Raw genomic sequence first — 24,505 nt, 5'->3', positions numbered from 1 at the left:
CCGCAGCGCGGGAGCGGGGGCCAGGGGGTGAGGGCCATCCCCCCTCGCCCGCAGCACGGGAGCGAGGGCCAGGGGGTGAGGGCAACAACAGAGCAACGGCATAACTGCTCGCCTACAGAGACCAGGAGGAAATACGCTGCTGCCACTTCCGCCAGAAAACGGCTGCCTCGAATGGACCAACAATCAGAAAGGCCAGCCAGATACCCCACAAGGCTGGTACCCACCACAGCACAATGACCAGGGCCAACCCTACACAAATCCAAATTGCTGAGCCGCTAATCACAAGTGGCGAAAGGGTATCACCAAGACCGCGCAACGCTCCACCAAGCGCAAATGTCACAGCCCAGGCCGGTTGAGTCAGGGCAACGACACGCACGGCTGCTGCACCTTCGGCGACCAATTGCGGGTCGTTGTTGAATATGCGCACCAGGCCTTCAGCAAATACGATGAATAGAACACCGAGTCCTCCCATCCAAATGACCGCCCAACGGAGAGCAATCTGCGCGACAGCACGGGCCTCGGCCAGACGCTGTGCACCAACGGCCTGTCCTACCAATGCTGTTGCTGCCAATCCAAAGCCGATACCGGGTAAAAATGAAAGAGAGAGCACATTGATCGCTACCCGATGCGCTGCCAGCGGTATCGTACCCAGTGTTGCTACTACTGGTGTCAGCGAGGCAATAGCGCCGATAATCAACACCTCTTCCACGGCGGCTGGCATCCCGATCCGCAAAATATCACGCAAGACGCTGAGCTGCGGCCACCATAACCCGCCTCCGCCGGCCCGCACACCATTGCGGCCACGCCAGAGGATACCGGCCAATAGTATTGCCCCTATCAGGCGCGCAACCACCGACCCCCATGCACTGCCAACTGCTCCCAAGGCCGGTAAGCCAGCCCAGCCGAAGATGAGTGCAGCACTGGCAATCACATTGATCACATTGGCAACAGCAGTAATGATCATTGGCGTGCGCGAATCACCAATGCCACGCAACACACCACCGATCAACAGCATCATCGTCAGGGTTGTAATGGTGCTCATTGTGACAGCCAGGTAATCAATGCCGACCTGACTGACATCGGGTGCTAAGCCAAACAGTCCAATAAGTGTAGGCGTGAGCAGTAAACCGATGACCGTGATTGGCAGCCCAATTAAAACGCTCCAGAACAGACCCTGGCGCGCCAGGGCGCCAGCTTCAACCAATCGCCCGGCACCATACGCCTGCGCTACCAGCACAGCCACGCCAACCGACAAGGCACTGAGTGCTGCGGTGGTAACATAAATCACCTGCAACGCTGCGCCAACCCCGGCCAGGGCCACGGCACCTAAAGAGGCGACCAGGATCGTGTCAACCACACCGAGCATCGTTTGAAGCAGGTTTTCGCCGATAACAGGCCAGGCCAGCCGCAAAACTCGCTTTTCGAGTTGGGATCGCGATGGTGTTTGCTGAGTTGTTGTCGCTTGATGTTCGATAGAAACAGCTTCTGGTTGCATATCTCTCAGTATACCCGACATCAGCACATGGGTGGATCGCATGGAAGAAGGGTTTCTCGTACAATGAATAAAGATAGCGTGTTGTAAAGGAGGATAGAATGGAGCATGTTGACACTCTCCTCACCGGCGGCACTGTTGTTACGATGGATGCAGAGTGGCACATTTTTGCCAACGGCGCCGTCGCGATCCGTGATGGTGTGATTGTAGCTGTGGGACCGGCAAGCGATCTGAACGAGCGTTACACGGCGACCGAGACGATTGATTGTCGTAATTGTGCGATTATTCCTGGCCTGATCAATGGCCACGCGCATGTTCCGATGAGTCTTTTGCGCGGTCTGGTTGCCGATCAACAACTCGATGTCTGGCTCTTCGGTTATATGTTTCCGGTAGAGAGTCAGTTCGTCGATGCTGAGTTTAGCTTCACCGGTACGCTGCTGAGCTGTGCCGAGATGATCCGTGGCGGAACGACGACGTTCGTCGATATGTACTACTTCGAGGAAGAAGTAGCACGAGCAGCCGATCAGGCCGGAATGCGGGCAATCTGCGGCCAAACAGTGATGCGACTACCAACCCCCGACGCCGATTCGTTCGATGCTGGAATCGAGCGTGCCCGACGCTTCATGACCGAGTGGCGCGGCCATCCGCGCATTATCGCTACGGTTGCCCCGCACGCCCCCTATACCTGCACCGACGACATCTACCGGCAGGCGGCTGCTCTCTGTGCCGAGTTTGGCGTTCCGCTGATTACCCATCTGTCTGAAACAGCACGAGAAGTCGAAGAGAGTATTCGCGACCGCGAAGTAACGCCTATCCGTTACGCCAAACGAGTCGGTGCGTTTGATGTTCCGTGTATCGCCGCCCACTGTGTCCACGCAACCGAAGACGATCTGCGACTCTTGCGCGAAGCTCGTGCCGGCGCCGTGCCTTGCCCGACCAGTAATCTCAAACTGGCCAGCGGTGTCGCTCCGTTTCGCCGTATGATCGAGACGGGTGTGCGGGTTGGTCTCGGTACCGATGGACCGGCAAGCAATGACGATCAGGATATGTTTACCGAGATTCAGTTGGCGGCGCTACTCCCCAAGGGTCTCAGTGGCGATCCAACGGCAGTACCGGCCCGTGAGGCGTTTGCTCTCGCCACCTGCTGGGGAGCACGGGCAATTCATCTCGATCACCTGATCGGGTCGTTGGAAGTGGGTAAACGTGCCGATATTGTCGTAGTTGAACTGGATCGCCTACACAGTGCACCACGCTACACCTACGCCCCAGATGCCATCTATTCCCATCTCGTGTACAGCAGTCGGGCCGCCGATGTCCGTGATGTGTTGGTCGATGGCAAATTACTCCTCCGCAATCGCCATCTGCTGACGATTGATGAGAATGAGATTATTGATCGCGCCCAGGCTATCGCGACCCGCATCAACGAGTTTCTCGCCACGCGCGAACGGAACCTGCTTGCCAAGATTCTGGCTCTGGGTGGTGTCCAACAGGCCGAAATCTTTGAGATTCAGGTCAAAGCCCGTCTTGATCCAGGTGATGTTGAACGGGTTCTAGCCCTTCTCAACCATCCGGCTATCACGGTAACCAAGACCAGCGAGCGCACGCAGTACGATACCTACTTTATTTTTGCCAATGGCGAGCGCATTCGGATTCGTGAAGATCATCGTACCGATCCAGGAGCACGACCGCAGCCCAAATATACGCTCACGCTGATGGCCGAAGCACGCCGCTTCGATCATCCCAAAGCAATGATGCTCTCACGCGCACGGTATACTGCACCGGCAGACCACACCGTGCGCTTCTACCGCGAGTATTTTCAACCCGACCGAATTGAAGAGTTGGAAAAGCGACGACGACGCTGGCGTATCCTCTACCGTGATCATGATTTCGCGATCAACCTTGACACCCTGGTTGGTCAGGCTGATAGCGGGCAATTTCTCGAAATCAAGAGTCGGACCTGGAGCCGCCGCGATGCCGAGCAGCGGGCACAGTTGATCAGCGAATTGCTCGAATTGGCCGGTATCACCGATGACGCACTGATATTGCAAGAGTATGTGGAGCTTGTGTCATGAAACATCCCGGCATCTTCTTGATCGGCCTGACCGGAGGTATTGCCTGCGGTAAGAGTACGGTGCTGGCAATGCTGGCCGCACTGGGTGCACGCACAATTGACGCTGATCGGGTAACGCATCGCCTGCAACAGCCGGGAACAGCGGTCTACCAGGCGATTGTCGAGGCTTTTGGACCACACATCTTGAGCGCACCTGGCGGTGCTATTGATCGTCGCAAGCTCGGTAATATCGTCTTCAACGATCCGGCAGCGCTCAAGCGGCTGGAGGCAATCATCCATCCGGCAGTACGGGCCGAGATCAGGCGGTTTCTGGCTGAAGTAGCGAACGCTGGTGGCTACGCGACTCGTCTGCGCCCGGTTGAGCGACCGGTGGTGGTGATCGATGCGATTAAACTCATCGAATCGGGATGGGCCGACGAGTGCGATCAGGTGTGGGTCGTTACCTGCTCACCCGAACAGCAGATCGAGCGTTTGATGACGACTCGTGGCATGTCGCTGGCTGAGGCCCAGGCACGTATTGCAGCTCAACCCCCGCAAGAGAGTCGGCTCAGTCGGGCCGATGTCATCATCGACAATAGCGGTTCGCAGGCCAACACTCGTGCTCAGGTCGAAGCGGCATGGCAGCAGGCCCTGCTTGCCAGTCACGGGCGATAGGTAATGCGTCGGCGCTCCTCGATCACCACACCATCGGCCAGAGTCACGCGCAATCGAATGGTGTAATCGCCTGCCGACCAGGAGCCAGCATTCCACATACCGAGTAATCCCTGTTCAACCGGCTGGCTGCTCTGCCCCAGTACCTGCCAGTCGGTTGGATCGGTGCCGCTGCCCACATCGAGAATAAATGGGCCGCGGGCCGTGCCTTTGATAAAGATCAACGTGTTCGTGATCACACTTTGCTCGGCGAGATCGAGCAACGCTATTGCACGCTCCGGTTCACGCGGCGGCGGGCAATAGCTAGTCGGCGCAACTTTCCCATTGCGACGTGCCCATTCGGCAACTTCGGTTGGATATACTGGGAAAGTAACCAGGCGCACCTCCTCTGGCGGTGTGTACGTGGTCGCCAGACACGAGCCATCACCACCCACCCGCACCGTTTGAAAGCTGAGCGCACTTACCGGACCGCTCCCAACCACAAAGCGTTCGGTAATCACCTGCGGGCACTCAGGGTTAGGTGGGCCACCGGTTTCAACACACACAGGCTGCTCGACAATTCCTGTCGGTGGCACAAATGGCCTGGCTACCCGATTAGCGTGATACCGTAACATCAATTCACGCCAGATCAGACCAGCCCCGTTGGCGCCGGCCACTTCAGCCATTGGCTGATTATCATTATTCCCAACCCAAACCCCAATGATTACGGCATCGGTATAGCCAATCGCCCATGAATCGCGGTAATCGTTACTGGTTCCAGTCTTGACCGCTGCCGGAATACCCGGCAATTCCATCACATTATTGCGGCCAAACACCGGCCAGCGTGCAGCATTGTCGCTGAGAATATCACTGATCAGAAAGGCAATTTGCTCACTCTGTGGGCCGAGCAACGGCTTGCCACGAGTCGGCTGCCACGTTTCAAGAACCTCGCCGCGACTGTTTGTCACTCGCAAGATAGCAACCGGACGCACCTGACGGCCACCGGCCCGCAAACCGGCATAGGCGCCGGTCAATTCGAGCAACCGCACCTCGTTACTACCGAGTGCCATCGCCAATCCGTAGCGAGCGGGATCGGTAAACGACGTTACGCCGAACTGGGTCATCAGATCGACAAATGCCTCAACCCCAACAAATTCCAGCGCCTTTACCGCCGGAATATTGAGCGAATTGGCTAGCGCCAGCCGTAACCGTACCGGACCTCGAAAACGACCATCATAATTGCGCGGCTCATACACAACACCGTTGATTTGCCAGCGCGAAGGAATATCCCACAATATGGTTGCCGGTGTCCAACCACGCTGCAACGCGGCAGCGTAGATAAACGGTTTCAGGGTCGAACCGGGTTGACGCAAAGCAAGAGTGACGTTCACCTGTCCGTCAGGCGCGTTGTAATCAACGCTCCCCACCATCGCCAGAATCTGCCCGTCAGGCGACAGCATCACCACTCCCGCGTTGCTTGCCTTCCGTTCGCGTAAAGTAGCCACCTTCTCGGCAGCCACCTGTTCGGCCTGCATCTGCCACGCCGGGTCAAGCGTGGTAATTACCCGCAACCCGCCACGATTGACCATCTCCTCGCCGAAACGCTGGACAAGCAAATCGTAAACGTAGAAGACAAAATGTGGCGCACTGATCGTTACCGTTGGTGTCACCAGCCGGATCGGTTCGGCGAAGATCGCATCAGCTTCGGCAGCGCTGATGAAACCAGCTTTGACCATCTGGTTCAACACGATACGCTGGCGGGCACGGGCCAGCGGCAAATTTTCAAACGGATTGTAGACAGAAGGAGATTGCGGCAAACCGGCGAGAAGGGTTGCTTCACCGCGACTCAATTCCCAGACATGTTTCCCAAAATAACGGCGTGCTGCTGCCTCGACCCCATACGCCTGCGCACCGTAGTACACCTCGTTGAGGTAGAGCGATAAAATCTGATCTTTACTGTACTCTTGCCCAACGCGAATAGCCAGAATCGCCTCACGAATTTTACGCTCAATTGTTTGTTGTCGGGCTTCTTCAGGAGTCAGCAAAATTGTCCGCACCAACTGCATGGTAATCGTGCTCGCCCCTGAAACCGTCTCACCGGCAGTCAGATTTTGCCAGAAAGCGCGAATGACACTCGGTAAATCAACCCCAGGATTAGTATAGAAATTCGCATCTTCAACGGCTACCGTTGCATCGCGCAATATCTGCGGAATCCGGTCAAGCGCCACCGGAACGCGCACCCCCGGCCCGATAACTTCGTAGAGCAGCGTAATCCCATCACGGGCATAAATGCGCGTGTTCTCGAAGCTGCGGTGCTGATCGATCAGTTCTGGCGGGGGGAGATCACGACCGTAATAGAAGTATAGTCCGATCAGACCAATCAAGCCGCACAATACAAGAACAAGCACGGCAAACAGTAGCCGATTCAACCAGCGCCAAACAAACGCCAGGCCGCGAATAAGCCATGGAGTTGGTGGCGGAGACCGCCGACGAAAGCGGGGTAATGGTGGACGAGGCCGACGTGCCATGGTTGATGCACCTATGATATGCAGCCAAATCTATCGTGCAGAGCGACCTTCGCGTAAGATCGTTCTGTATATACTATAGCGTGGTTGCAGGAACATGATCGGTTATTTCACCATCAGCGGTTATATAAGCGATTGTAGTCGAGATAGAAACCAACGCCCGCCCCCGCAGCCCCTTTCCTCGCCGACCACGAGAGGGAAGGATGAACTGCTCCCTCTTTCTGCGCCAAGCAGTGCCCTGCAACAGAATGATCCCATCCATACCCTATGCTACAATCATCCATCAATATTGCCTTGACATCTTGAGGAGGTTGCCATGACGCAAGCCCCGGCCCGGATCGGCTTGACCGATACCCGTTACTTTACGCCATTATCACGCCTGGGGGCGGTACAGCCCATCGAACGCGGGATACTTGCTGCCCTTGATCACGAGTGGTTACGGGTAGAATGGATCCGTGAGGATATTGTTCGTTTCAAGATCAGTCGCGGTGGACGTTTTGATGAACATCCCACTTACGCTGTCTGTATTGACCTGACAACCGTACCAGTGCCGTCGTTCACCCTTACCGAGACGGACACTTCGCTGATCTTACGCAGTACCCGTCTGGAGATAATCATCGGCCGTGATCCGTTTACGCTTACCGTCCGTCGTTCTGACAACAGTCTCGTCTTAAACACAGCAACCGGTCATGATGGGCGGCCATGGGCGTATGCAACGCTGAACGATGCGTTCGCGTTTCATCGGGTATGTGCCCGCGATGACGCATTTCTCGGTCTGGGTGAGAAGACCGGTCGCCTTAATCGTAAGGGGCGTGATTTTATTCTGTGGAATAACGATGTGTTAAGTCCTCAAGGCGAAGCCGAGTTTGCGGTAGGCCGCGATCCCGCCGATCCACGAACAAAGAATACCAGTACTGAGTTCGATCCCTATTACGTCTCTATCCCATTCTTTTATCATCTCGATCAGGCTGGGAATGCGGCTGGTTTCTTTCTTGATAATGCGTATCGGCAGCATGTCGATTTTTCGCCCGCTGAAACTTACGGGGTCTGTGCGTTGGGTGGTCAGTATACCGAATATGTGTTCGCCGGGCCGCGTATTGCCGATATTCTAGAGGGGTTTACCTGGCTGACCGGTCGTCTGGCGCCACCACCCATCTGGGCCCTCGGCTATCATCAGTGCCGCTGGCACCGTTACCGCCAGGAGGATGTCGTAGCGCTCGCTGTTCGTCATCGCGAACGACGTATTCCTTGTGATACGCTGTGGCTCGATATTGAGCACATGGATGGCTATCGCGTTTTTACCTGGAATCACGAGTTGTTCCCCGATCCGGCAGCGCTGGTGCAACAGTTACAACAGTACGGCTTCCGTCTCATCACGATTGTTGATCCCGGTGTCAAGCTTGACCCCGACTTTGCGTTGTTTCGTGAGGGGCAGGCACACAACTTTTTCTGCCGCACGGCAAGCGGTGAGTTGTACATTGGTCAGGTCTGGCCGGGTCGAACGGTATTTCCCGATTTTGTCAAGCCGGAAGTACGGGCCTGGTGGGGGCAACAGAATGCCAACCTTGCCCGTTTGGGTGTGGCCGGTATCTGGAACGATATGAACGAACCCGCCACCGGTGATATTCCGCCCTATGCAATGCGGTTTAACGGTGGGCAAGAACCACACGAGCGTTATCACAATCAATATGCGCTCTTGATGGCGATGGCGACGGTTGAAGGCTTACAGGCTGCGTTCCCTGATCAACGAACGTTCGTGCTCTCACGGGCAGGCTTTGCTGGCATTCAACGCTATGCGGCGAATTGGATGGGCGATAATTGCCCGCGTTGGGATCATCTCTGGATGAGTATGCCAATGGCGATGGGAATGGGCTTGTCTGGACAGGCATTTATCGGAGCCGACATCGGTGGGTTTGCCGGTGATACACAGCCCGAACTCTTTGCCCGTTGGATGCAGTGTGCGGCCTTGACGCCGTTTTGTCGCAATCATAGCGCCTATGGTCATGTTGACCAGTACGTCTGGTCGTTTGGGCCGGCCATCGAGCAGATTGCCCGGGCTGCCCTTGAGTTGCGCTATCGGTTGATACCTTATCTGGTGACGGCGTTTATGCACACGCTGGAAACGGGCGAACCGGTGCAGCAGCCACTGGTATTTGCTTATCAGACCGACCGCTTGACCCGCGATATTGATGACCAGTTTCTGCTCGGTCGTGATCTCCTCGTTGCGCCAGTTTATGCCCCCGGTGCCGTTGCCCGGCAACTTTACTTACCGGCCGGAGCGTGGTATGACTGGTACAGCGATGAGCAGTTTACCGGTGAGCAGTTTATCAGCGTAGCAGCTCCTCTCAATCGAATCCCGCTCTTCGTGCGAGCCGGAGCAGTCATTCCACTCTGGCCAGAAGTGCCGCCGTCAACGATGAACTATTATCCGCGCACGCTAGAGTTACATCTGTTTGTGCCAACGCACGATGGTGTTTACACCTCAGACCTGCACGAAGATGATGGTTTGACGTTTAGATTTGCACAGGGAGCCTGTTACCGCACGACGTTCCGGATCGAGCGACGTGGCCAGCAGGTGACTGTAACGGCAACGGTGCGCGGTGATGGATTCAGGGAGTTTGCCCGTGAGACGTTGACGCTAGTGATCCACGGTGCCACCCCAGCAGCGCTTGTCGTTAATGGGATGACCCAGCCATTGGTCGCCAACCAGCTCACGTTTGCTAACCGAGGGCAGGGGTTTACGGTCTCGTTTACGGTGTGACACCCTGGGGATAATATCAGCAACGCCAGATAATGGTTGGACTCATTTCGGCGATCCCTGTCACAACCAGATGACAACGGTCAAGCGCATGTCGGTAATCGTCGTCGTTTCTCGTGGTCAACGCCGTCGTCTGTTTTCTTTTTTTGTCGAAATGACCACGTCGTGCGACACCCATCCCTCTAGGAAATCGCAGGGGCGGGTTGCGAACCCGCCCCGCACGATATTTAGCACTCTATCCAACGACGCAGCTCATTATGCCTCGTCGTGCTTCTCGACGATCTGCACCTTGCTACTGGTCGGCGGCGTTGTCGGTTGGCGATTCCAGCTCAACAGTTGACCGAGTAGCGCCCACATTCGTTGTTCGACCTCGGCCTCGCGACCACGCAGCAATAGACTGACGCCACCCAGGATAAGAATACCCGGCCAGAGCAATTTGAACAGCGACAGCAGCGCCAGCCCAACTCCCCACAACAGAGCCTGTACTGCCTCATCGATGCGGCCAAGGTTGCGCTGACGGCGATAGATCACGATGCCACCACCGGCCAGCAGAGCAACCGGTACCAGCCACCACAGCCTGAAAATAGCGACCACACCAATCGTGATCAAGATCAGTCCGATCAAGCGTGTTTGATTGTTCATTGTTTATCTCCTCCGTGATGTACGACCTCTTCGTTTCTATCGCTATGACGTAGCCTCAACTGCAAAAGTTGCAGCAGTCTGTGGTACCATAGTTGAAAGGCAATCGGATTTGCAAGCACATACAAGAAACATCTTCACACGCTGACGTTAGCTTTCAGGGGATCACAATGACTACACCACGCAGCGCCGAGCGGGTTCGTCAGTTTGGCACCACCATCTTCGCCGAAATGAGTGCTCTTGCCGTACAATGTGGCGCCGTCAACCTGGGCCAGGGTTTTCCCGATTTTGCCGGGCCAGAATGGGTTAAGCAAGCCGCAATTGACGCTATTTGCGCCGATGCTAATCAGTACGCGCCTTACATCGGTGTGCCACGCCTGCGTGAAGCGATTGCCACAACCTGGCAGGCTCAGGGGTGGCGCACTGTCGATCCGCAGACGGAGGTCACGGTGACCAGTGGCGCGACCGAAGCTCTCTTCGGGGCCGTGCAGGCACTGATCAATCCCGGTGATGAGGTGATTCTGTTCGAGCCGTTTTACGATGCTTACCTGCCCGATGTAACGATGGCCGGTGGTATTCCCCGCTTCGTGCGCTTGCATCCCCCTGCTAACGGTCAACAGAGCTGGTGGTTTGATCCGGCTGAATTGCAGGCTGTATTCTCGCCACATACCCGTCTACTCATGCTCAACACGCCCCACAATCCGACCGGTAAAGTATTTCGACGTCACGAGCTAGAACAGATCGCCGATCTCTGCCAGACTTACGACGTGATCGTGATTGCCGATGAAGTGTACGATCAACTCGTCTTCGCCGGTGCCGAGCACATTCCGATTGCAACACTGCCCGGTATGTGGGAGCGAACGCTCACCATCAACAGTTTGGGCAAGACATTTAGTCTGACCGGGTGGAAGATCGGTTACGCCGTTGGTGCGGCCCCCCTCATCGCCGCGCTACGGGCTGCACATCAGTGGATTACCTTTGCCACTGCAACCCCTTTACAATATGCGGCAGCAGTGGCGCTGGAAGGAGCGTTGCAGAACGGCTACTATGACCGGTTTCGCGCTGAGTATACGGCACGGTATCGCCTGCTCGAAGAGATTCTGATCAGCGCCGGTCTGCCCGTGTTGCCGACCGAAGGCAGCTATTTCCTGATGGCCGACATTTCGCCGACCGGCTTTCGCGACGATGTGACGTTCTGCCGCTACCTGACTACCGAAGTTGGCGTTGCGGCGATCCCACCTTCTGCCTTTTATGCCCGCCAAACCGATCTCCCGCTGCTTGCCCGCTTCTGTTTTGCCAAACGTGAAGAGACGCTGCGTGCTGCACAACAACGCTTGTTGGCCTGGCGACAGCGAAGCTGAAATCAGAAAGCGAGTGTCAACGATGGAACACCGACTGCAAGAACTACGTGCCCGTTTGCAAGAGATTGATGATTTAAACAGTGCTGCTGCTATCCTCAGTTGGGATCAGAGCACCTACATGCCGCCGGGTGGCGCAGCCGCCCGCGCCCGTCAACTCGCTACGCTTTCGCGGCTGGCTCACGAAAAGAGCACCGATCCCGAGCTAGGCAAGCTGCTGGCAGAACTGATGCCTTATGCCGAAACACTACCGTATGATCATCCCGATGCGGCACTGATCAGAGTGGCCCATCGCAACTACGAGCGGATGACGCGCATACCGACCGATTTGGTGAGTGAAATTGCTGCCCACACGGCGGCGAGTTATCACGCCTGGACCAAAGCACGGCCGGAGAATGATTTTGCAACGATGCTGCCCTACCTCGAACGCACCCTCGAGCTGAGCCGACGGGTAGCTGATTGCTTCCCTGGCTACGATCATCCGGCCGATCCATTGATCGATTTCAGCGATTACGGGATGCGCGCAGCAGTGATCCGTGAGCTGTTTGCCCGCTTGCGTGCTGAACTGACTCCGCTCATTCGGGCCATTGTGGCCCAACCGCCGATTGACGATTCGTGTCTGCGTCAGTATTACCCACGCAACGACCAACTGGCCTTCGGCGAGCACATTATCCGACGCTTTGGCTATGATTTTGAACGAGGTCGGCAAGACCTGACGCATCACCCCTTTATGACCAAGTTTTCGGTCGGCGATGTACGGATTACGACCCGCATCAACGAACATGATCTAGGTGACGGTCTGTTTAGCACGCTGCACGAATCAGGCCATGCCATGTACGAACAGGGAATCGATCCCGCCTTCGAGGCGACACCACTCTGTTCAGGGGTTTCGGCCGGCGTCCACGAGAGCCAATCGCGGCTCTGGGAAAATCTGATCGGACGTTCACTGCCATTCTGGGAGTATTTCTATCCTGAACTACAACAGACATTCCCACAACAGTTGGGTCAGGTGCCACTCGACACCTTCTATCGTGCGATTAATCGGGTGCAACCGTCACTGATCCGCACTGACGCCGATGAGGTTACTTACAACCTGCACGTGATGATACGGTTTGATCTGGAACTGGCTTTACTTGAGGGCAACCTGAAGGTGCGCGATCTGCCAGAGGCGTGGAATGCGCGCTACGCCGAAGATTTGGGTGTGACGGTACCGGACTACCGTGACGGCGTGCTGCAAGATGTCCACTGGTTCGGTGGGTTAATTGGCGGCGCATTCCAGGGTTATACGTTGGGCAACATCCTCAGTGCGCAATTCCTGGCTGCTGCCCGGGCAGCACATCCGACGATTGATGAGGAGATCAGGCAGGGCGAATTCGCTACACTGCACGGCTGGCTGCGCGAGAACATTTATCGTTATGGCAGCATCTTCACGCCGAACGAACTGATCGAGCGCGCATCAGGCACTCCTCTGCGGATCGAGCCGTACATGACGTACCTGCGTGAAAAGTACTCGGCGATCTATAACTTATAGTCAGACAATCAGGTCAGTCGGGGGCGACCATCCAGGCCGCCCCTGTGCTGCTGTATCCTATCACCTCAATCCTCGATCTGCGTTCGTCCCGTAGCGTTCAACAGGGATCCCGACTCGGCGGCGAGCTTTCATCGTCAGGTTCAGCTTCATGAAGTGAAGAAAGCTGAACAGCATCCATAATTAATGCCAGTGCTTGCTCGCGTGAGCGAGTGAGCATCTCGAGTTCAGTTAAGAGAAGGGAGAGGCGACGATAATCACGGCGAATGGCCTGTTCATCGGCAGAGGAGAGACCAGGACGTACCGTTGTGAGCCATTCGTCAAACGACGAGCGCTGAATAAGGAGTTCAGGCGAACCAAACTGACTGAGTCGAAGCCACAGTGTTGCCGCACTATTAGTTAGTAAACGAAGGCTATCAATAGTCATATTGTCAGTGATACCATAACCTATCCAACCCTTTTCCATGGGTATAAGGTACCCTCTGTATGGTAATTGGTCTTTCATTCTCTATGGATCGGTCGTGAGATTGAGTTTCACCTCTGGTATAATTTAAACGAAAGAATACTGGTAGGACATTATGCGTGAACCAATCTCAATTCAGGCAACTGACACCACAACCACTGTTCCCAAGCCGACCGAACCGCCCCGCTTCCGTCCGCGTGAGCGTTTCTTGCGCGTTTCATCATTTTTTCTCGGCGTCGTCATCCATATTTACATCTGGGATATTTTTCTCGCCCGCTTCGCCATCTTTCGCTGGTATGTCCAGCGCACCATGATCCGACGTTGGGTAAACATCGCCCGTCGGTTTCGTATGATGGCTGTTGAATTGGGCGGAATGCAGATTAAGCTCGGTCAGTTCCTTTCCTCGCGTGCCGACATCATTCCTGAAGTGGTACGCCGTGAATTAACCGGTCTCCAGGATGAAGTTCCTCCAGCACCTGCTGGGCATGTGCTGGAGGTCATTCTTGAAGAACTCGGCGCCCCACCCAGCGAAATCTTTCGCAGCTTCGAGACCGAATGCGTTGCGGCAGCGTCGCTCGGCCAGGTGCACTACGCTGTGTTGCACGATGGCCGTGAAGTCGCGGTTAAAGTGCAACGCCCCTGGATCGACAAAATTATCGAAGTTGATCTCAGTGCGGTGACGTGGGTGGTGCGGCTGATCAAGAATTATCCGCCCATCCGCCGACGCGCTGATTTAGAGGCTCTCTTAGCTGAGTTCGCCCGTGTCCTGGTGCAGGAACTGGATTATGTGCAGGAAGCCCGTTCGGCGGCTACTTTTCGGCAGAACTTCGCGAACCATCCGGGGATCTACATTCCTGAACCGATCTTCGAGTTAACCACTCGCCGCGTGCTGGTCATGGAACGGATCAGTGGTGTGAAGATCACCGATCTGCACACCCTCGATCAGTTGGGGGTCAGTCGCCTCGAACTGGCTGCCCGCCTCAACAACTGCTATCTCAAGCAATTCTTCATTGATGGCTTCTTCCACGCCGATCCGCATCCAGGGAATCTCTTTGTGCGCGTCGAGACGGGTCTGACGCCGGGGAAACCGACACTGCCGCCAGTATCGGCCAGTAATAATGGATATCACCCTATCGAGGCTGGATTGCCAATTGATACTGCACCGCCAGATGTACCATCCGGTACACCCTTCACCTTGATCTTCGTTGATTTTGGCATGGTCGGTCGGTTACCACCACAAACGATGGAGGTAATGCGGCAGGGCGTCCTGGGGTTGGCAACGAATGATGCCGATAGGATTCTGAATGCACTCGAACAGCTCAACATGATTTTGCCCGGCGCCGACCGTCGTGCGATCAAGAGTGCCATCGAGACGATGCTGCGTTATTCGTTCAATCGTACCGTGCGCGAGCTGACGAATCTCGATGTTGAGGCCATTATGGCCGAAACCAAAGACTTGATCTACGACCTGCCATTCCAGATTCCGCAAGACTTGCTCTATCTAGGGCGAGCGTTGAGTATGGTCGCCGGTCTGGCAACCGAAATCTACCCTGACATCAATCTGTTTGAAGAGTTACGTCCCTTCGCACGTGCGATGTTGGCGCAAGAGCAGCGCAATGGCAACTGGCTAGAGAAGTTCCAACAAGAGATCACCGAACTGGGTCAGATTCTCTTGGCTTTACCTCGTCAGATGGATGCCTACTACCGGGCGGCAAATCGGGGTGAACTGCAAACTCGTTCCGATTTGAGTCGCTTGGAACGGAGCATGAAACGAGTCGAGCGGGCTACTGACCGTCTGATGGGTGGAATGCTGGCAACTGGTCTGTTCCTCGGCGGGGTGCAGCTTCGCACTCGCGGGCTGGAACGCGAAGCGAAGCGAGCCTGGTGGGCAGCCGCGGCGGCTATTCTGTGGGCGCTCTGGCCACGGAATGATCGCTGGTAGGCCGCCCGGCCTGCTCAAACACCCTGTCTCACGTAACAGTGTACAGCAAGTCATTGCGCACCCGTGTCCACCAACCTTGTAGGGGTGAACTGTCCCCACACATGGCGATCACAGCACCAGACCATCCGCACCGTCGGGTTCTACCCGGCGGCACCGCACCCTACCTGTCGGGATTCAATCGTAGCGTAAGGCGTTCTTTTGCCCACAACCGGTTTCATCTGTTAACCCAGGATGAAGAGCCTCTCCTCTGCCAGGCTCTGACGCTCCCCGCTCCTTCTCACTCCGTCTCTTCAGGTCTGGTAAGATGGTATACAGGAGATCAGTACAAGACACCTTTGCCTCCTGCTACCGTTGCGACAACGGTAACACGATGAAGAGATACGGTAACCTTGTATGAACACGCAAGCCCATTTTCCACCCAATTTTCTCTGGGGCGCAGCGACCGCTGCCTATCAGATCGAAGGCGCATGGAACGAAGACGGTAAAGGTGAAAGTATCTGGGATCGCTTCGTGCGACGACCCGGTGCGATTGCCAATGGCGATACCGGCGATGTTGCCTGTGACCATTACCATCGCTACAAAGAGGATATCGATCACATGGCGGCATTAGGACTAAAGGCCTATCGCTTTAGCATCTCGTGGCCGCGCATCTTTCCTACCGGCGCCGGACAACCCAATCAACGCGGCCTCGACTTCTACCGGCGGCTGATTGATGGTCTCCATCAGCGTAACATTCTACCGGTTGCAACCCTCTATCACTGGGACCTGCCACAAGCGCTCGAAGATCGCGGTGGCTGGATGCAGCGCGACACCGCGTTGCGCTTCGCCGAATACGCCGACTACCTGTTTCGCACGATTGGCGGCGACGTTGCATTATGGGCCACCCACAACGAGCCGTTCATTCAGGCATTTTACGGCTACGGCAACGGCGAAAATGCCCCGGGAAAACGTGTCCCCTGGAAGGTACTGGCCGTCGTTCATCATCTGCTGTTATCGCACGGATTGGCTGTAAGCGCCTTTCGTGCTGTCCGTCCTCGACCGGCACGGAGCGATATGCCGTCACCTCAGATCGGCATCGTGTTGATGATATGGCCACAATATCCGGCCAGTGATCGACCTGCCGACCACAAAGCGGCCCAACGGATCGATGGCATCATGAACCGTCTCTTCCTCGAGCCACTGTTTTGTCGCCGCTACCCGGACGACATCATCAAACACTTCGCTCGTCGGTTTGTTTTTGCCCCGATTCGGCCCGGTGATCTTGAGATTATCGGCCAACCAATTGATTTTCTCGGTATCAATACCTACACCCGTCTTTTCAACACGGTGAATTGGCGTGAGCCGTTCGTAATGGCGAAACAGGTACCGGGGCCGTTACCGAAAACAGCAATGGGTTGGGAGATTTACCCTGATTGTATCATCGAGGCATTGCAAAAAGCCCGTCAATATACTTCCTTACCGCTGTACATCACCGAGAACGGTGCTGCATTCGACGACCCGGCGCCGTCGGGAACGGATCAGGTCGTCGAAGACCCGCAACGGGTAGCGTATTTACAGGCGCACATCGAAGCATGTCGGCGTGCGCTGGCCCTTGGCATTGATCTGCGCGGCTACTTCGTCTGGAGTCTGCTCGACAATTTTGAGTGGGCGAAGGGTTATAGTAAACGCTTCGGCATCATCTACACCGACTACGCGACGCAACGGCGAGTGTGGAAGCGCAGTGCATACGTCTACCGCGATATTATTGCGCATAACGGATTGTAGCCAGCGATGATCGCTCGCGCCGGTATGAACACAGCACAGCGCTACCTGTTGACGGTGGCGATGCTCACCGTTGGTTTGACGGTAGGCTGGCTATTTGCCACCATCGCCTACGCCGATCTCGGCTATGCCGGTTACCGTCTGCATGTGCCGTTATTCGGCGATCTGGCGTTGATCGGTCTGCTCAATAGCGTAGCGGTGCTGGCCGGCGGGTTGAGCGGCCCACCGGCATGGCAGGCAGTACGCTCCCTGGGCGCACGAGCGGCGCTGATCCTCGGTTGTCTCTTGCACAGTCTGGCACTGCTGACCTTAAGCCTGGCACCTGCCGCCGACAGGTTATCGCCGCTTACCGCATGGCTCCTGTTGGCCGGTGTGGCACTGAGCGGGCCGGCCAGTGTGCTGTTTAATCTGGCCGGCCCGCCGCTAATGATGCAACTGAGTGGCGCCGCTGGGCCGGATCGCCTCTTTGCCCGCAGTGCGGCACTGACATTGATCACTAACGGCGCCGCGAGTCTGCTCGGTGGTCAACTGACAACAGGATGGCGCTGGCTCTTCAGCGGCAGCACACCGATCCCCCCTTATCAGCTCAATGCGCTCCTAAGTGCGCTCGTCGTGATCCTGGCTGCTCTCCCGCTGGTGGGGTTGCGCGTGCAGCCTTTGCCGACGGCTACTGTCGTTGCCGGGAACAGATCGTTCAACGCCTTCTGGCGCGCAATCCGTCAGGGCCTGGTCTTTGTACCAGGCCCACTGCTGATTTCGCTGGGCGCTGCGCTCTTCATCCCCTATCTCAGTCTCTTCTTCCGCCAACGCTTTGCCGCATCTGATACCATCATCGGCCTGCTCCTGGCCTTGATCAGCCTGACTACCGGCCTGGCTACATTGCTTGGTCCACGGCTGGCCGCCCGATTCGGTAGACTCCCGGCAGTAGTCCTCACGCAGGCGCTGGCGATCCCGTGTCTAGTCGCACTCGCCTTTGCACCGACCTTACCCCTGGCCGCTCTAATAGCTATCGTGCGCGGAATGTTGATGAATATGGCGACACCGTTGTTTGAAGCAGAAGCCCTGGCCCAGGCCCCCCCTGCCCATCACGCGACGGTAACCGGTATGATCCGGGCTGCCGCATCGGTAGGCTACATCGCCGGCCCAACCCTCAGCGCCGAATTACAGGCGACCGCTGGCTTCACGACTATTTTTCTAATTGCCGCACTGTGCTACACCGCAGCAGTATTGGTAAATGCGGCAATCGTCGTGGGGCGCAGGAGTTCCCATCACTCAGGAATCAACCATCAGTCGGCAGAACATCACCGATGATCAATGACGTTGCTCATCAATCGCTGGCAAAGCGGCGCAGGTTGCAGCTTGCTTGCCTGCCAGTTTTGCGTATACTCTGAGGCAAGTGACGGCACTGCTATGAACAACAGCGACACGGCGACTATGCGACGATGGAAGCGCACCGCAGCATTGCCGTTCCAAGAGATATGGCGTCGGCAGAAGCAGAGCCTCATCCACCATCGCAGAAGTTCAAACCAATGATCAGGTAATCTGAGATGACCTGATCATCAAGCTGTGCATAACAACATGACTCAATAACGCAGGTTTGGAAGTGATCAACCATGACACTACCCTTGAATCAAATCATCGAAGGCGACTGCATCGAAACGCTTTCCACGTTCCCAGAGAAGTCTATTGACTTGATCTTTGCCGATCCACCTTATAATTTACAGTTACAAAACGAATTGCATCGCCCAAATATGACAAAAGTGGACGCAGTAGACGACCAGTGGGACAAGTTCGAGTCTCTACAAGCGTATGATGAATTTACCAGACGATGGCTCACTGCTTGCAAACGAGTTCTGAAACCAACCGGCACCATCTGGGTTATTGGTACCTACCACAATATCTTTCGCGTAGGAGCAATTATGCAAGATTTAGGGTTTTGGATTCTCAATGATGTCATTTGGATAAAAACAAATCCAATGCCCAATTTTCGCGGCGTGCGTTTTACCAATGCCCATGAAACCCTGATCTGGGCAAGTACTGGAAAGGGTGCAACATACACCTTCAATCACCAGGCGATGAAGGGCCTGAATGATGACAAACAAATGCGTTCCGACTGGTGGCTTCTATCCCTGGCAACAGGATCAGAACGAGTAAAAGATGATCATGGCGAGAAAGCCCACTCGACACAGAAACCTGAAGCACTACTGTACCGTGTCATCCTATCTTCCAGTAATCCTGGCGATGTCGTCCTCGATCCATTTTTTGGCAGTGGAACAACGGGAGTCGTAGCAAAACGACTGCATCGAAACTGGATCGGTGTAGAAAGAGAAAAGAAATACATCGAAATTGCCAGAAAACGCATAGACGCCGTTCAACCTGAGGTATTCAACCCCGTTGTGTTTGACGTGCGAAGTAAAGCGAAGACTGCACCGAGAGTTGAGTTCTCCACGCTCGTTGAACACGGGTATGTACAGCCTGGTCAGAAATTATTTTTCAGGAAAGACACGAACAAAGTTGCCTTTATCAAACCTGATGCAAGACTTCGCACAGGCGATGGCTTCGAGGGTAGTATTCATCAAGCAGGCAGTTATTATATGAATAATGCGCCCTGTAACGGCTGGGAGCATTGGTTTGTCCAGGTGAACGGTCATTTCATTAGCCTTGGCGTTCTCCGCGAACAATTTCGCATGGACATGGGTTTATACGACGAGTGATCAGATGCATGCCCCCGCCCCGGATTCAGCGGATCTGAAAGTTGCGTATGACCTGCCCGCCAAAACGCGGCTGTCAGGCGCTACAGCGTACAGTAGCGCTGCGGACACGGCACGCATTATGTCGGAAGTGGGGATGCGGCTGATCCCCCTTGCGCTGCGCAACTACGCCTCCGAATGATGCATGCGCAGACACCACGAACATCCTCGGAGATCATCCTCGGATGGAGCGGCTCAACAGGCAACAAGAAACGATGGATAGATGGAGAGGCGCAGCATACTTCGTCATTACGACGCATACACCAATACTGACTTTGAACGGAAAGGATATGCCTCGCTCATCGCATGATTCTGGGTAGATGTAGCGACCCGCTCTTCCTCTGCGGAGAGGAAAACCCCAACATCGAAGATGCCCATATCACTGGAATGGCATTTGTGTTAGAATAAAATGAACTATTTGGTTAAGTTTACGTAGGTCTTTTCAGTGTGAAATGGAAGTGCATTCAAGACGCAGCGCCTTCCAAACCTATCCTAGTAATTTCCCGGGTTTTGTTTCCATTATTGTCAGTTCATCAGATGACAGACGGCGATTCCTGTGTTATCATTAGCGAGCGAGCGTACAGCGTAGCACATCCGTCGACAGGAATGTCCAGAACAATTTCCGTCCGTGCAACTTCAATAATGTGTCCATCCAGAGAAACCTGGAGAGATATATGACCGAGCGAACGGAAGAAGCCGCCCATGCGGGTACGCAAGCGCAATGCTTGGATCGCAGTACTTACGTGGCTTCCATGAAAGCATTCAGTTCGCCACTACCGGCGTCCACGCTCAACATCGAGGGTAAGTCTCGAAGCAACCTCTTTTCATGGCGGGGACAGTTCTCGCCACAGCTCGTCGAGGCACTGCTTCGTGCATACGCAGCACCAGGGTCTGTCGTTTTGGATCCGTTCATGGGCAGCGGAACAGTTCTCATTGAGTCAGCGCGACTCGGCCTTCCAGTTTACGGTTACGAGGTGAATCCGGCGGCATACCTGCGTGCGAGAATCTACGAATTGTGCTCTCTGACAAAATCTGAGAGGATAGAACTTCTCCAGCGGGCCGAGACGGTTTTGACTCGTCTGCACCCTGCCGCTTTCGAGCTACCCCTTTTCCGCACGGTTTCGACGGACTCGCAGCCCCCTGGCAATATTTTGGACTGGATTAGGAAAACTCCCGACCCACACGTTAAGATGCTCCTTGAGACGTTAGTCGTGCTTCTCGATGATGATGCGGCATCCGACTACTCATACGCCAATAATTGGTCCGTTATCCGAGAGATCGTCACCTATTTACCATTCTCAGAGACTCCGGTGTGTCCTGCATTAGGGGATGCCAGAGCCATGCCGCTTTCGGATGGAACCATCGATTTTGTTTTGTCCTCACCGCCGTACATCAACGTCTTCAACTACCATCACAATTCAAGAACCGGGATCGAATCGCTCGGCTGGAAACCACTCGTCATCGCTCGCTCTGAAATCGGCTCTAATCGCAAGTTCCGCCAGAACCGATTTCTAACAGTAGTTCAGTATTGCATCGATATGGCTCTCGCATTAGCTGAGCTTCGCCGCGTCTGCACAGAAAGCGCCCGCATACTCTTGATCCTTGGGCGAGAGTCAAAAGTCCACAAGACGGCCTTTTACAATAGCCAGATCGTCGAGCGTCTTGCCAGCGAGGTTATTGGTTTCCGGATCCATCTGAAACAGGAGCGCGTATTTACCAACAGGTTCGGGCAGAGGATTTACGAAGATATCCTTCATTTGTCGCCACAGCCAGGTTACTCCCGATCCAAGCAGACGATCGTCGAAGGCGCGAGACATCTCGGCAGGGAGGTTCTTTTGGAGGCAGTTGAGCGCACACCAAGCGATCGAAGGCACTACCTGCGCGACGCAATTGCTGATGTAGATCGGGTCGAAGCATCACCGATCTTGGACCCGGCTCAGGCGATCGGAGGCGCTCCATGATCATGCCCACACCCCATGGTGACAAGCTAAAGGCGTTATTACAGAACGAAAAGCTGCCGAATAGCGATCGCACACGTATCGACAAGGCACTTGAACGCTACCATGATTGGATCGAGGCGCTTAGGCGTCTACCAACAGGTAATAGCGGTATAGCCGAAGCCGTCCGCCTCTTGAACGATTACCGATTGTTTCTTGATCTTGATGTCGTGTTCGATAGCGAGGATGACTTTCTTTACCGACAGAAGGGACAGCTAAAACTTGACAGTACCGTTATCGAGGAATTTTTGCCCCATCTGGTTTCCCTAGCCTTCCCCGATATTTCAGAGAGCTTCTCTATTGGCCCACACTCGTGTTTCGCTGCCCTGTATTTCACATCGACTATTCGGACGTCCATCAGATCGCCTGGTGCGCAAGTGCGGACGAAGAACCAAGATTTCACAATTTCCAAGCGGCTGTACTTACGAGCTTCGTTCCACCCAGATCGCGCTGAAAAGGTGGACACCCTCGAAGCGAATCTCGGATATCTCTGCGCCGAGTGCAAGACGAATCTGGATAAAACGATGTTTCAGGAGGCCTGTGCAACGGCACACGACCTGAAGACAGCCGTCCCTGGCGCGAAGTATCTGCTGCTCTGTGAGTGGCTTGACATGACACCTATTAGCACTGCGGGAACCGACATAGATGAAGTTCTCATTTTGCGAAAGGCAAAGAGGCTTGGGGCACAAATCCGCAGTGCGTTCGCAACACGGGAAGGACGAATCTCACGGCGTGCAGACTTTGCAAAGCATCTCGCAGACCATCCGTTTGCAACCGAAGTGTTCGAGCGGTTTCTGACACACATCAGAGTCTTGCTGGAAGACCGAGATCCGGATGAAGATGATGTCTTGGTTCGAGGCTATTTCTGAGGCGGTCTAAAACCGGTTGCAGTGGATGGTACACTTCGCAACCACCACTGAACCAGAGCATTGAACGGCTAAGCCCGAAGAAGAGTGTGAGCCTTGAAGTATGTAGTTCAGGTTCGCACTGATACGTGCAATGCACGGTGCATGCACCTTTCGTCTCGTCCATATCCAGCATCGGCGCGTGCAGAGCGACCTTCGATGCACTTGTTTTTGGCTAACGGTTGACTGTCTCAATCCAACGACGATATATACCGATGCCGATAGCGTCCATTCTCGAAACGCGCAAGTGCATCGTCGCTAGGTATAGTGAGATCAATCACACCAGCCGTTTTACCCAATCGGCAGCCTGCCCAGAATGAGCGCAACACTACTAAGAGTCGATTTGAATAATCCATCATCAGCCCACCATGAACAAACCTCGGCGATAGATGCAATCCGATTCACGAGATTTACAAGGAGGTGTGAGGCGCTGCCTCGCCCCAAGGGACTACGACGATGGTCACGAAGCGCATCTCCGAATAATCCTGTCGCAGCAGCAGATCGGCTGATCGGAACGCATCGCTACCTTCACCCAACTTGCCCGTACAGCCCGAATAACGGTATACTGACAGCGGAACAGTCGCTTGTGGAATTGGAATCAGCTCTATGCAACCTCATCTGTTTACACCACTAACCATCGGTGATGTCACCTTGCGGAATCGCATCGGTATGTCGCCGATGTGCCAGTACAGCGCCAACGATGGCTTCCCAGGTGATTGGCACGTGATGCACCTGGGTGCGCGCGCTGCCGGTGGCGTCGGTCTGGTCATTCTAGAAGCCACCGCGGTGTCGCCTGAAGGCCGGATTTCGCCCTTCGACCTCGGTATCTGGAGTGATGATCATATTCCGGCGCTTGCTCGCCTGGTACGTCTGATCGAGAGCCTTGGGGCAGTAGCCGGCATTCAGTTAGCCCACGCCGGGCGCAAGGCGAGTATGGGCCGACCGTGGGAAGGGAGTAAGCGTGTGCCACCTGAAGCCGGTGGCTGGTCGGTGGTGGGACCAACCGCCGAGCCGTTTGCCCCCGGCTACCCAACCCCAACGCCGCTCGATGCGCGTGGGATTGCGAAAGTGGTTGATGACTTTGCCGCTGCCACCCGCCGCGCACTGGCCGCCGGTTTTCGTTGGGTCGAACTTCACGCCGCCCATGGCTATCTGTTGCACAATTTCCTCTCACCAATCGGGAATACGCGCAGTGACGCCTATGGTGGCGATCTGCATGGCCGTGCGCGTCTGTTACGCGAAGTAACTGCCGCAGTACGGGCCGTATGGCCGACTCACTTTCCCCTGGCCGTGCGGCTGTCTTGTACCGATTGGACGCCAGCCGGTCTGACGATTGCCGATACAGTGGAAGTAGCCCGCATGCTGCGAGCCGAGGGGGTTGATCTGATCGATTGTAGTTCGGGGGGAATTGCGCCAGGTATTACCATCCCGGTTGGCGAAGGGTATCAGGTACCGTTTGCCGCACAGGTGCGCCGTGAAGCCCACATTGCGACCGCAGCGGTTGGGATGATTACCCGGCCCGAACATGCCGATGCGATTGTGCGTAACGGTGATGCCGATCTGGTCTTGTTGGGGCGCGAGCTGTTGCGCGATCCAAACTGGCCGCTCCGTGCCGCCCGCGCTCTCGGTTATGAACTGGCGCCGCCCCCACAGTATCTGCGGGCTTGGTAAGTTTCGAGGAGAGGT

Annotated in this window: 16 protein-coding genes; 12 read left to right on the top strand and 4 right to left on the bottom strand. The window is 55.4% G+C overall.

The window, feature by feature from the left end; genetic code table 11:
- Positions 1-112: 112 nt before the first annotated feature.
- Positions 113-1,495, bottom strand: a complete 1,383-nt coding sequence (locus tag NW846_RS05005; protein ID WP_031459415.1) for an MATE family efflux transporter — start codon at positions 1,493-1,495, stop codon at positions 113-115.
- 98 nt (positions 1,496-1,593) lie between these two features.
- On the opposite strand from NW846_RS05005, the gene NW846_RS05000 reads away from it, so the two are divergent.
- Together NW846_RS05000 and coaE are read left to right on the top strand one after the other, a co-directional pair.
- Complete coding sequence (locus tag NW846_RS05000; RefSeq protein WP_301427905.1) at positions 1,594-3,564, top strand: amidohydrolase family protein; 1,971 nt, start codon at positions 1,594-1,596, stop codon at positions 3,562-3,564.
- Entirely contained in the window at positions 3,561-4,217 is a 657-nt protein-coding gene (gene coaE / locus NW846_RS04995; protein ID WP_301427906.1) for a dephospho-CoA kinase, read from the top strand. Before NW846_RS05000 ends, coaE begins: the two co-directional genes overlap by 4 nt.
- On the opposite strand, the gene NW846_RS04990 is transcribed toward coaE, so the two are convergent.
- Entirely contained in the window at positions 4,205-6,622 is a 2,418-nt protein-coding gene (locus NW846_RS04990; protein ID WP_414515474.1) for a transglycosylase domain-containing protein, read from the bottom strand. The genes coaE and NW846_RS04990 overlap by 13 nt on opposite strands.
- Before the next feature lie 412 nt (positions 6,623-7,034).
- On the opposite strand from NW846_RS04990, the gene NW846_RS04985 reads away from it, so the two are divergent.
- Entirely contained in the window at positions 7,035-9,479 is a 2,445-nt protein-coding gene (locus NW846_RS04985; RefSeq protein ID WP_414515472.1) for a TIM-barrel domain-containing protein, read from the top strand.
- 252 nt (positions 9,480-9,731) lie between these two features.
- On the opposite strand, the gene NW846_RS04980 is transcribed toward NW846_RS04985, so the two are convergent.
- Complete coding sequence (locus tag NW846_RS04980) at positions 9,732-10,118, bottom strand: hypothetical protein (RefSeq protein ID WP_414515470.1); 387 nt, start codon at positions 10,116-10,118, stop codon at positions 9,732-9,734.
- Positions 10,119-10,285: 167 nt separating this feature from the next.
- Between NW846_RS04980 and NW846_RS04975 the strand changes: the two genes are divergently transcribed.
- On the top strand, positions 10,286-11,476 hold the full coding sequence (locus NW846_RS04975; protein WP_414515468.1) for an aminotransferase class I/II-fold pyridoxal phosphate-dependent enzyme: 1,191 nt from the start codon (positions 10,286-10,288) through the stop codon (positions 11,474-11,476).
- Positions 11,433-13,004: a carboxypeptidase M32 gene (locus NW846_RS04970; protein ID WP_414515466.1), complete on the top strand. Its 1,572-nt coding sequence runs from the start codon at positions 11,433-11,435 to the stop codon at positions 13,002-13,004. The genes NW846_RS04975 and NW846_RS04970 overlap by 44 nt, the downstream gene beginning before the upstream one ends.
- A 97-nt stretch (positions 13,005-13,101) precedes the next feature.
- Here the strand turns inward: NW846_RS04970 and NW846_RS04965 are convergent, their stop codons facing one another.
- The gene (locus NW846_RS04965; protein ID WP_414515464.1) at positions 13,102-13,467 is read right to left on the bottom strand and encodes a hypothetical protein; all 366 of its coding nucleotides are present in this window, start codon (positions 13,465-13,467) and stop codon (positions 13,102-13,104) included.
- 112 nt (positions 13,468-13,579) lie between these two features.
- On the opposite strand from NW846_RS04965, the gene NW846_RS04960 reads away from it, so the two are divergent.
- The 7 genes from NW846_RS04960 to NW846_RS04930 all read left to right on the top strand — a co-directional run bounded on the left by NW846_RS04960 (position 13,580) and on the right by NW846_RS04930 (position 24,490).
- On the top strand, positions 13,580-15,406 hold the full coding sequence (locus NW846_RS04960) for an ABC1 kinase family protein (protein ID WP_414515462.1): 1,827 nt from the start codon (positions 13,580-13,582) through the stop codon (positions 15,404-15,406).
- Positions 15,407-15,799: 393 nt separating this feature from the next.
- Positions 15,800-17,170: a GH1 family beta-glucosidase gene (locus NW846_RS04955; RefSeq protein WP_414515460.1), complete on the top strand. Its 1,371-nt coding sequence runs from the start codon at positions 15,800-15,802 to the stop codon at positions 17,168-17,170.
- 24 nt (positions 17,171-17,194) lie between these two features.
- Positions 17,195-18,478, top strand: coding sequence for an MFS transporter (locus tag NW846_RS04950; RefSeq protein ID WP_051871112.1), 1,284 nt, complete (start codon positions 17,195-17,197; stop codon positions 18,476-18,478).
- 302 nt (positions 18,479-18,780) lie between these two features.
- Positions 18,781-19,881, top strand: a complete 1,101-nt coding sequence (locus tag NW846_RS04945) for a site-specific DNA-methyltransferase (protein ID WP_414515458.1) — start codon at positions 18,781-18,783, stop codon at positions 19,879-19,881.
- A 710-nt stretch (positions 19,882-20,591) separates the two neighbouring features.
- A complete protein-coding gene (locus NW846_RS04940; RefSeq protein WP_414515456.1) occupies positions 20,592-21,878 on the top strand; it encodes a DNA methyltransferase in 1,287 nt (428 codons plus the stop codon).
- Positions 21,875-22,783, top strand: coding sequence for a Bpu10I family restriction endonuclease (locus NW846_RS04935; RefSeq protein ID WP_414515454.1), 909 nt, complete (start codon positions 21,875-21,877; stop codon positions 22,781-22,783). The genes NW846_RS04940 and NW846_RS04935 overlap by 4 nt, the downstream gene beginning before the upstream one ends.
- Before the next feature lie 642 nt (positions 22,784-23,425).
- The gene (locus NW846_RS04930; RefSeq protein WP_414515452.1) at positions 23,426-24,490 is read left to right on the top strand and encodes an NADH:flavin oxidoreductase/NADH oxidase; all 1,065 of its coding nucleotides are present in this window, start codon (positions 23,426-23,428) and stop codon (positions 24,488-24,490) included.
- Positions 24,491-24,505: the final 15 nt, after the last annotated feature.

The sequence above is a fragment of the Synechococcus sp. W60.3 genome (assembly GCF_047502615.1).
In the GTDB taxonomy this organism is placed as follows: Bacteria; Cyanobacteriota; Cyanobacteriia; order Thermostichales; family Thermostichaceae; genus Thermostichus.
This window is presented reverse-complemented; position numbering and strand designations above follow the sequence as displayed.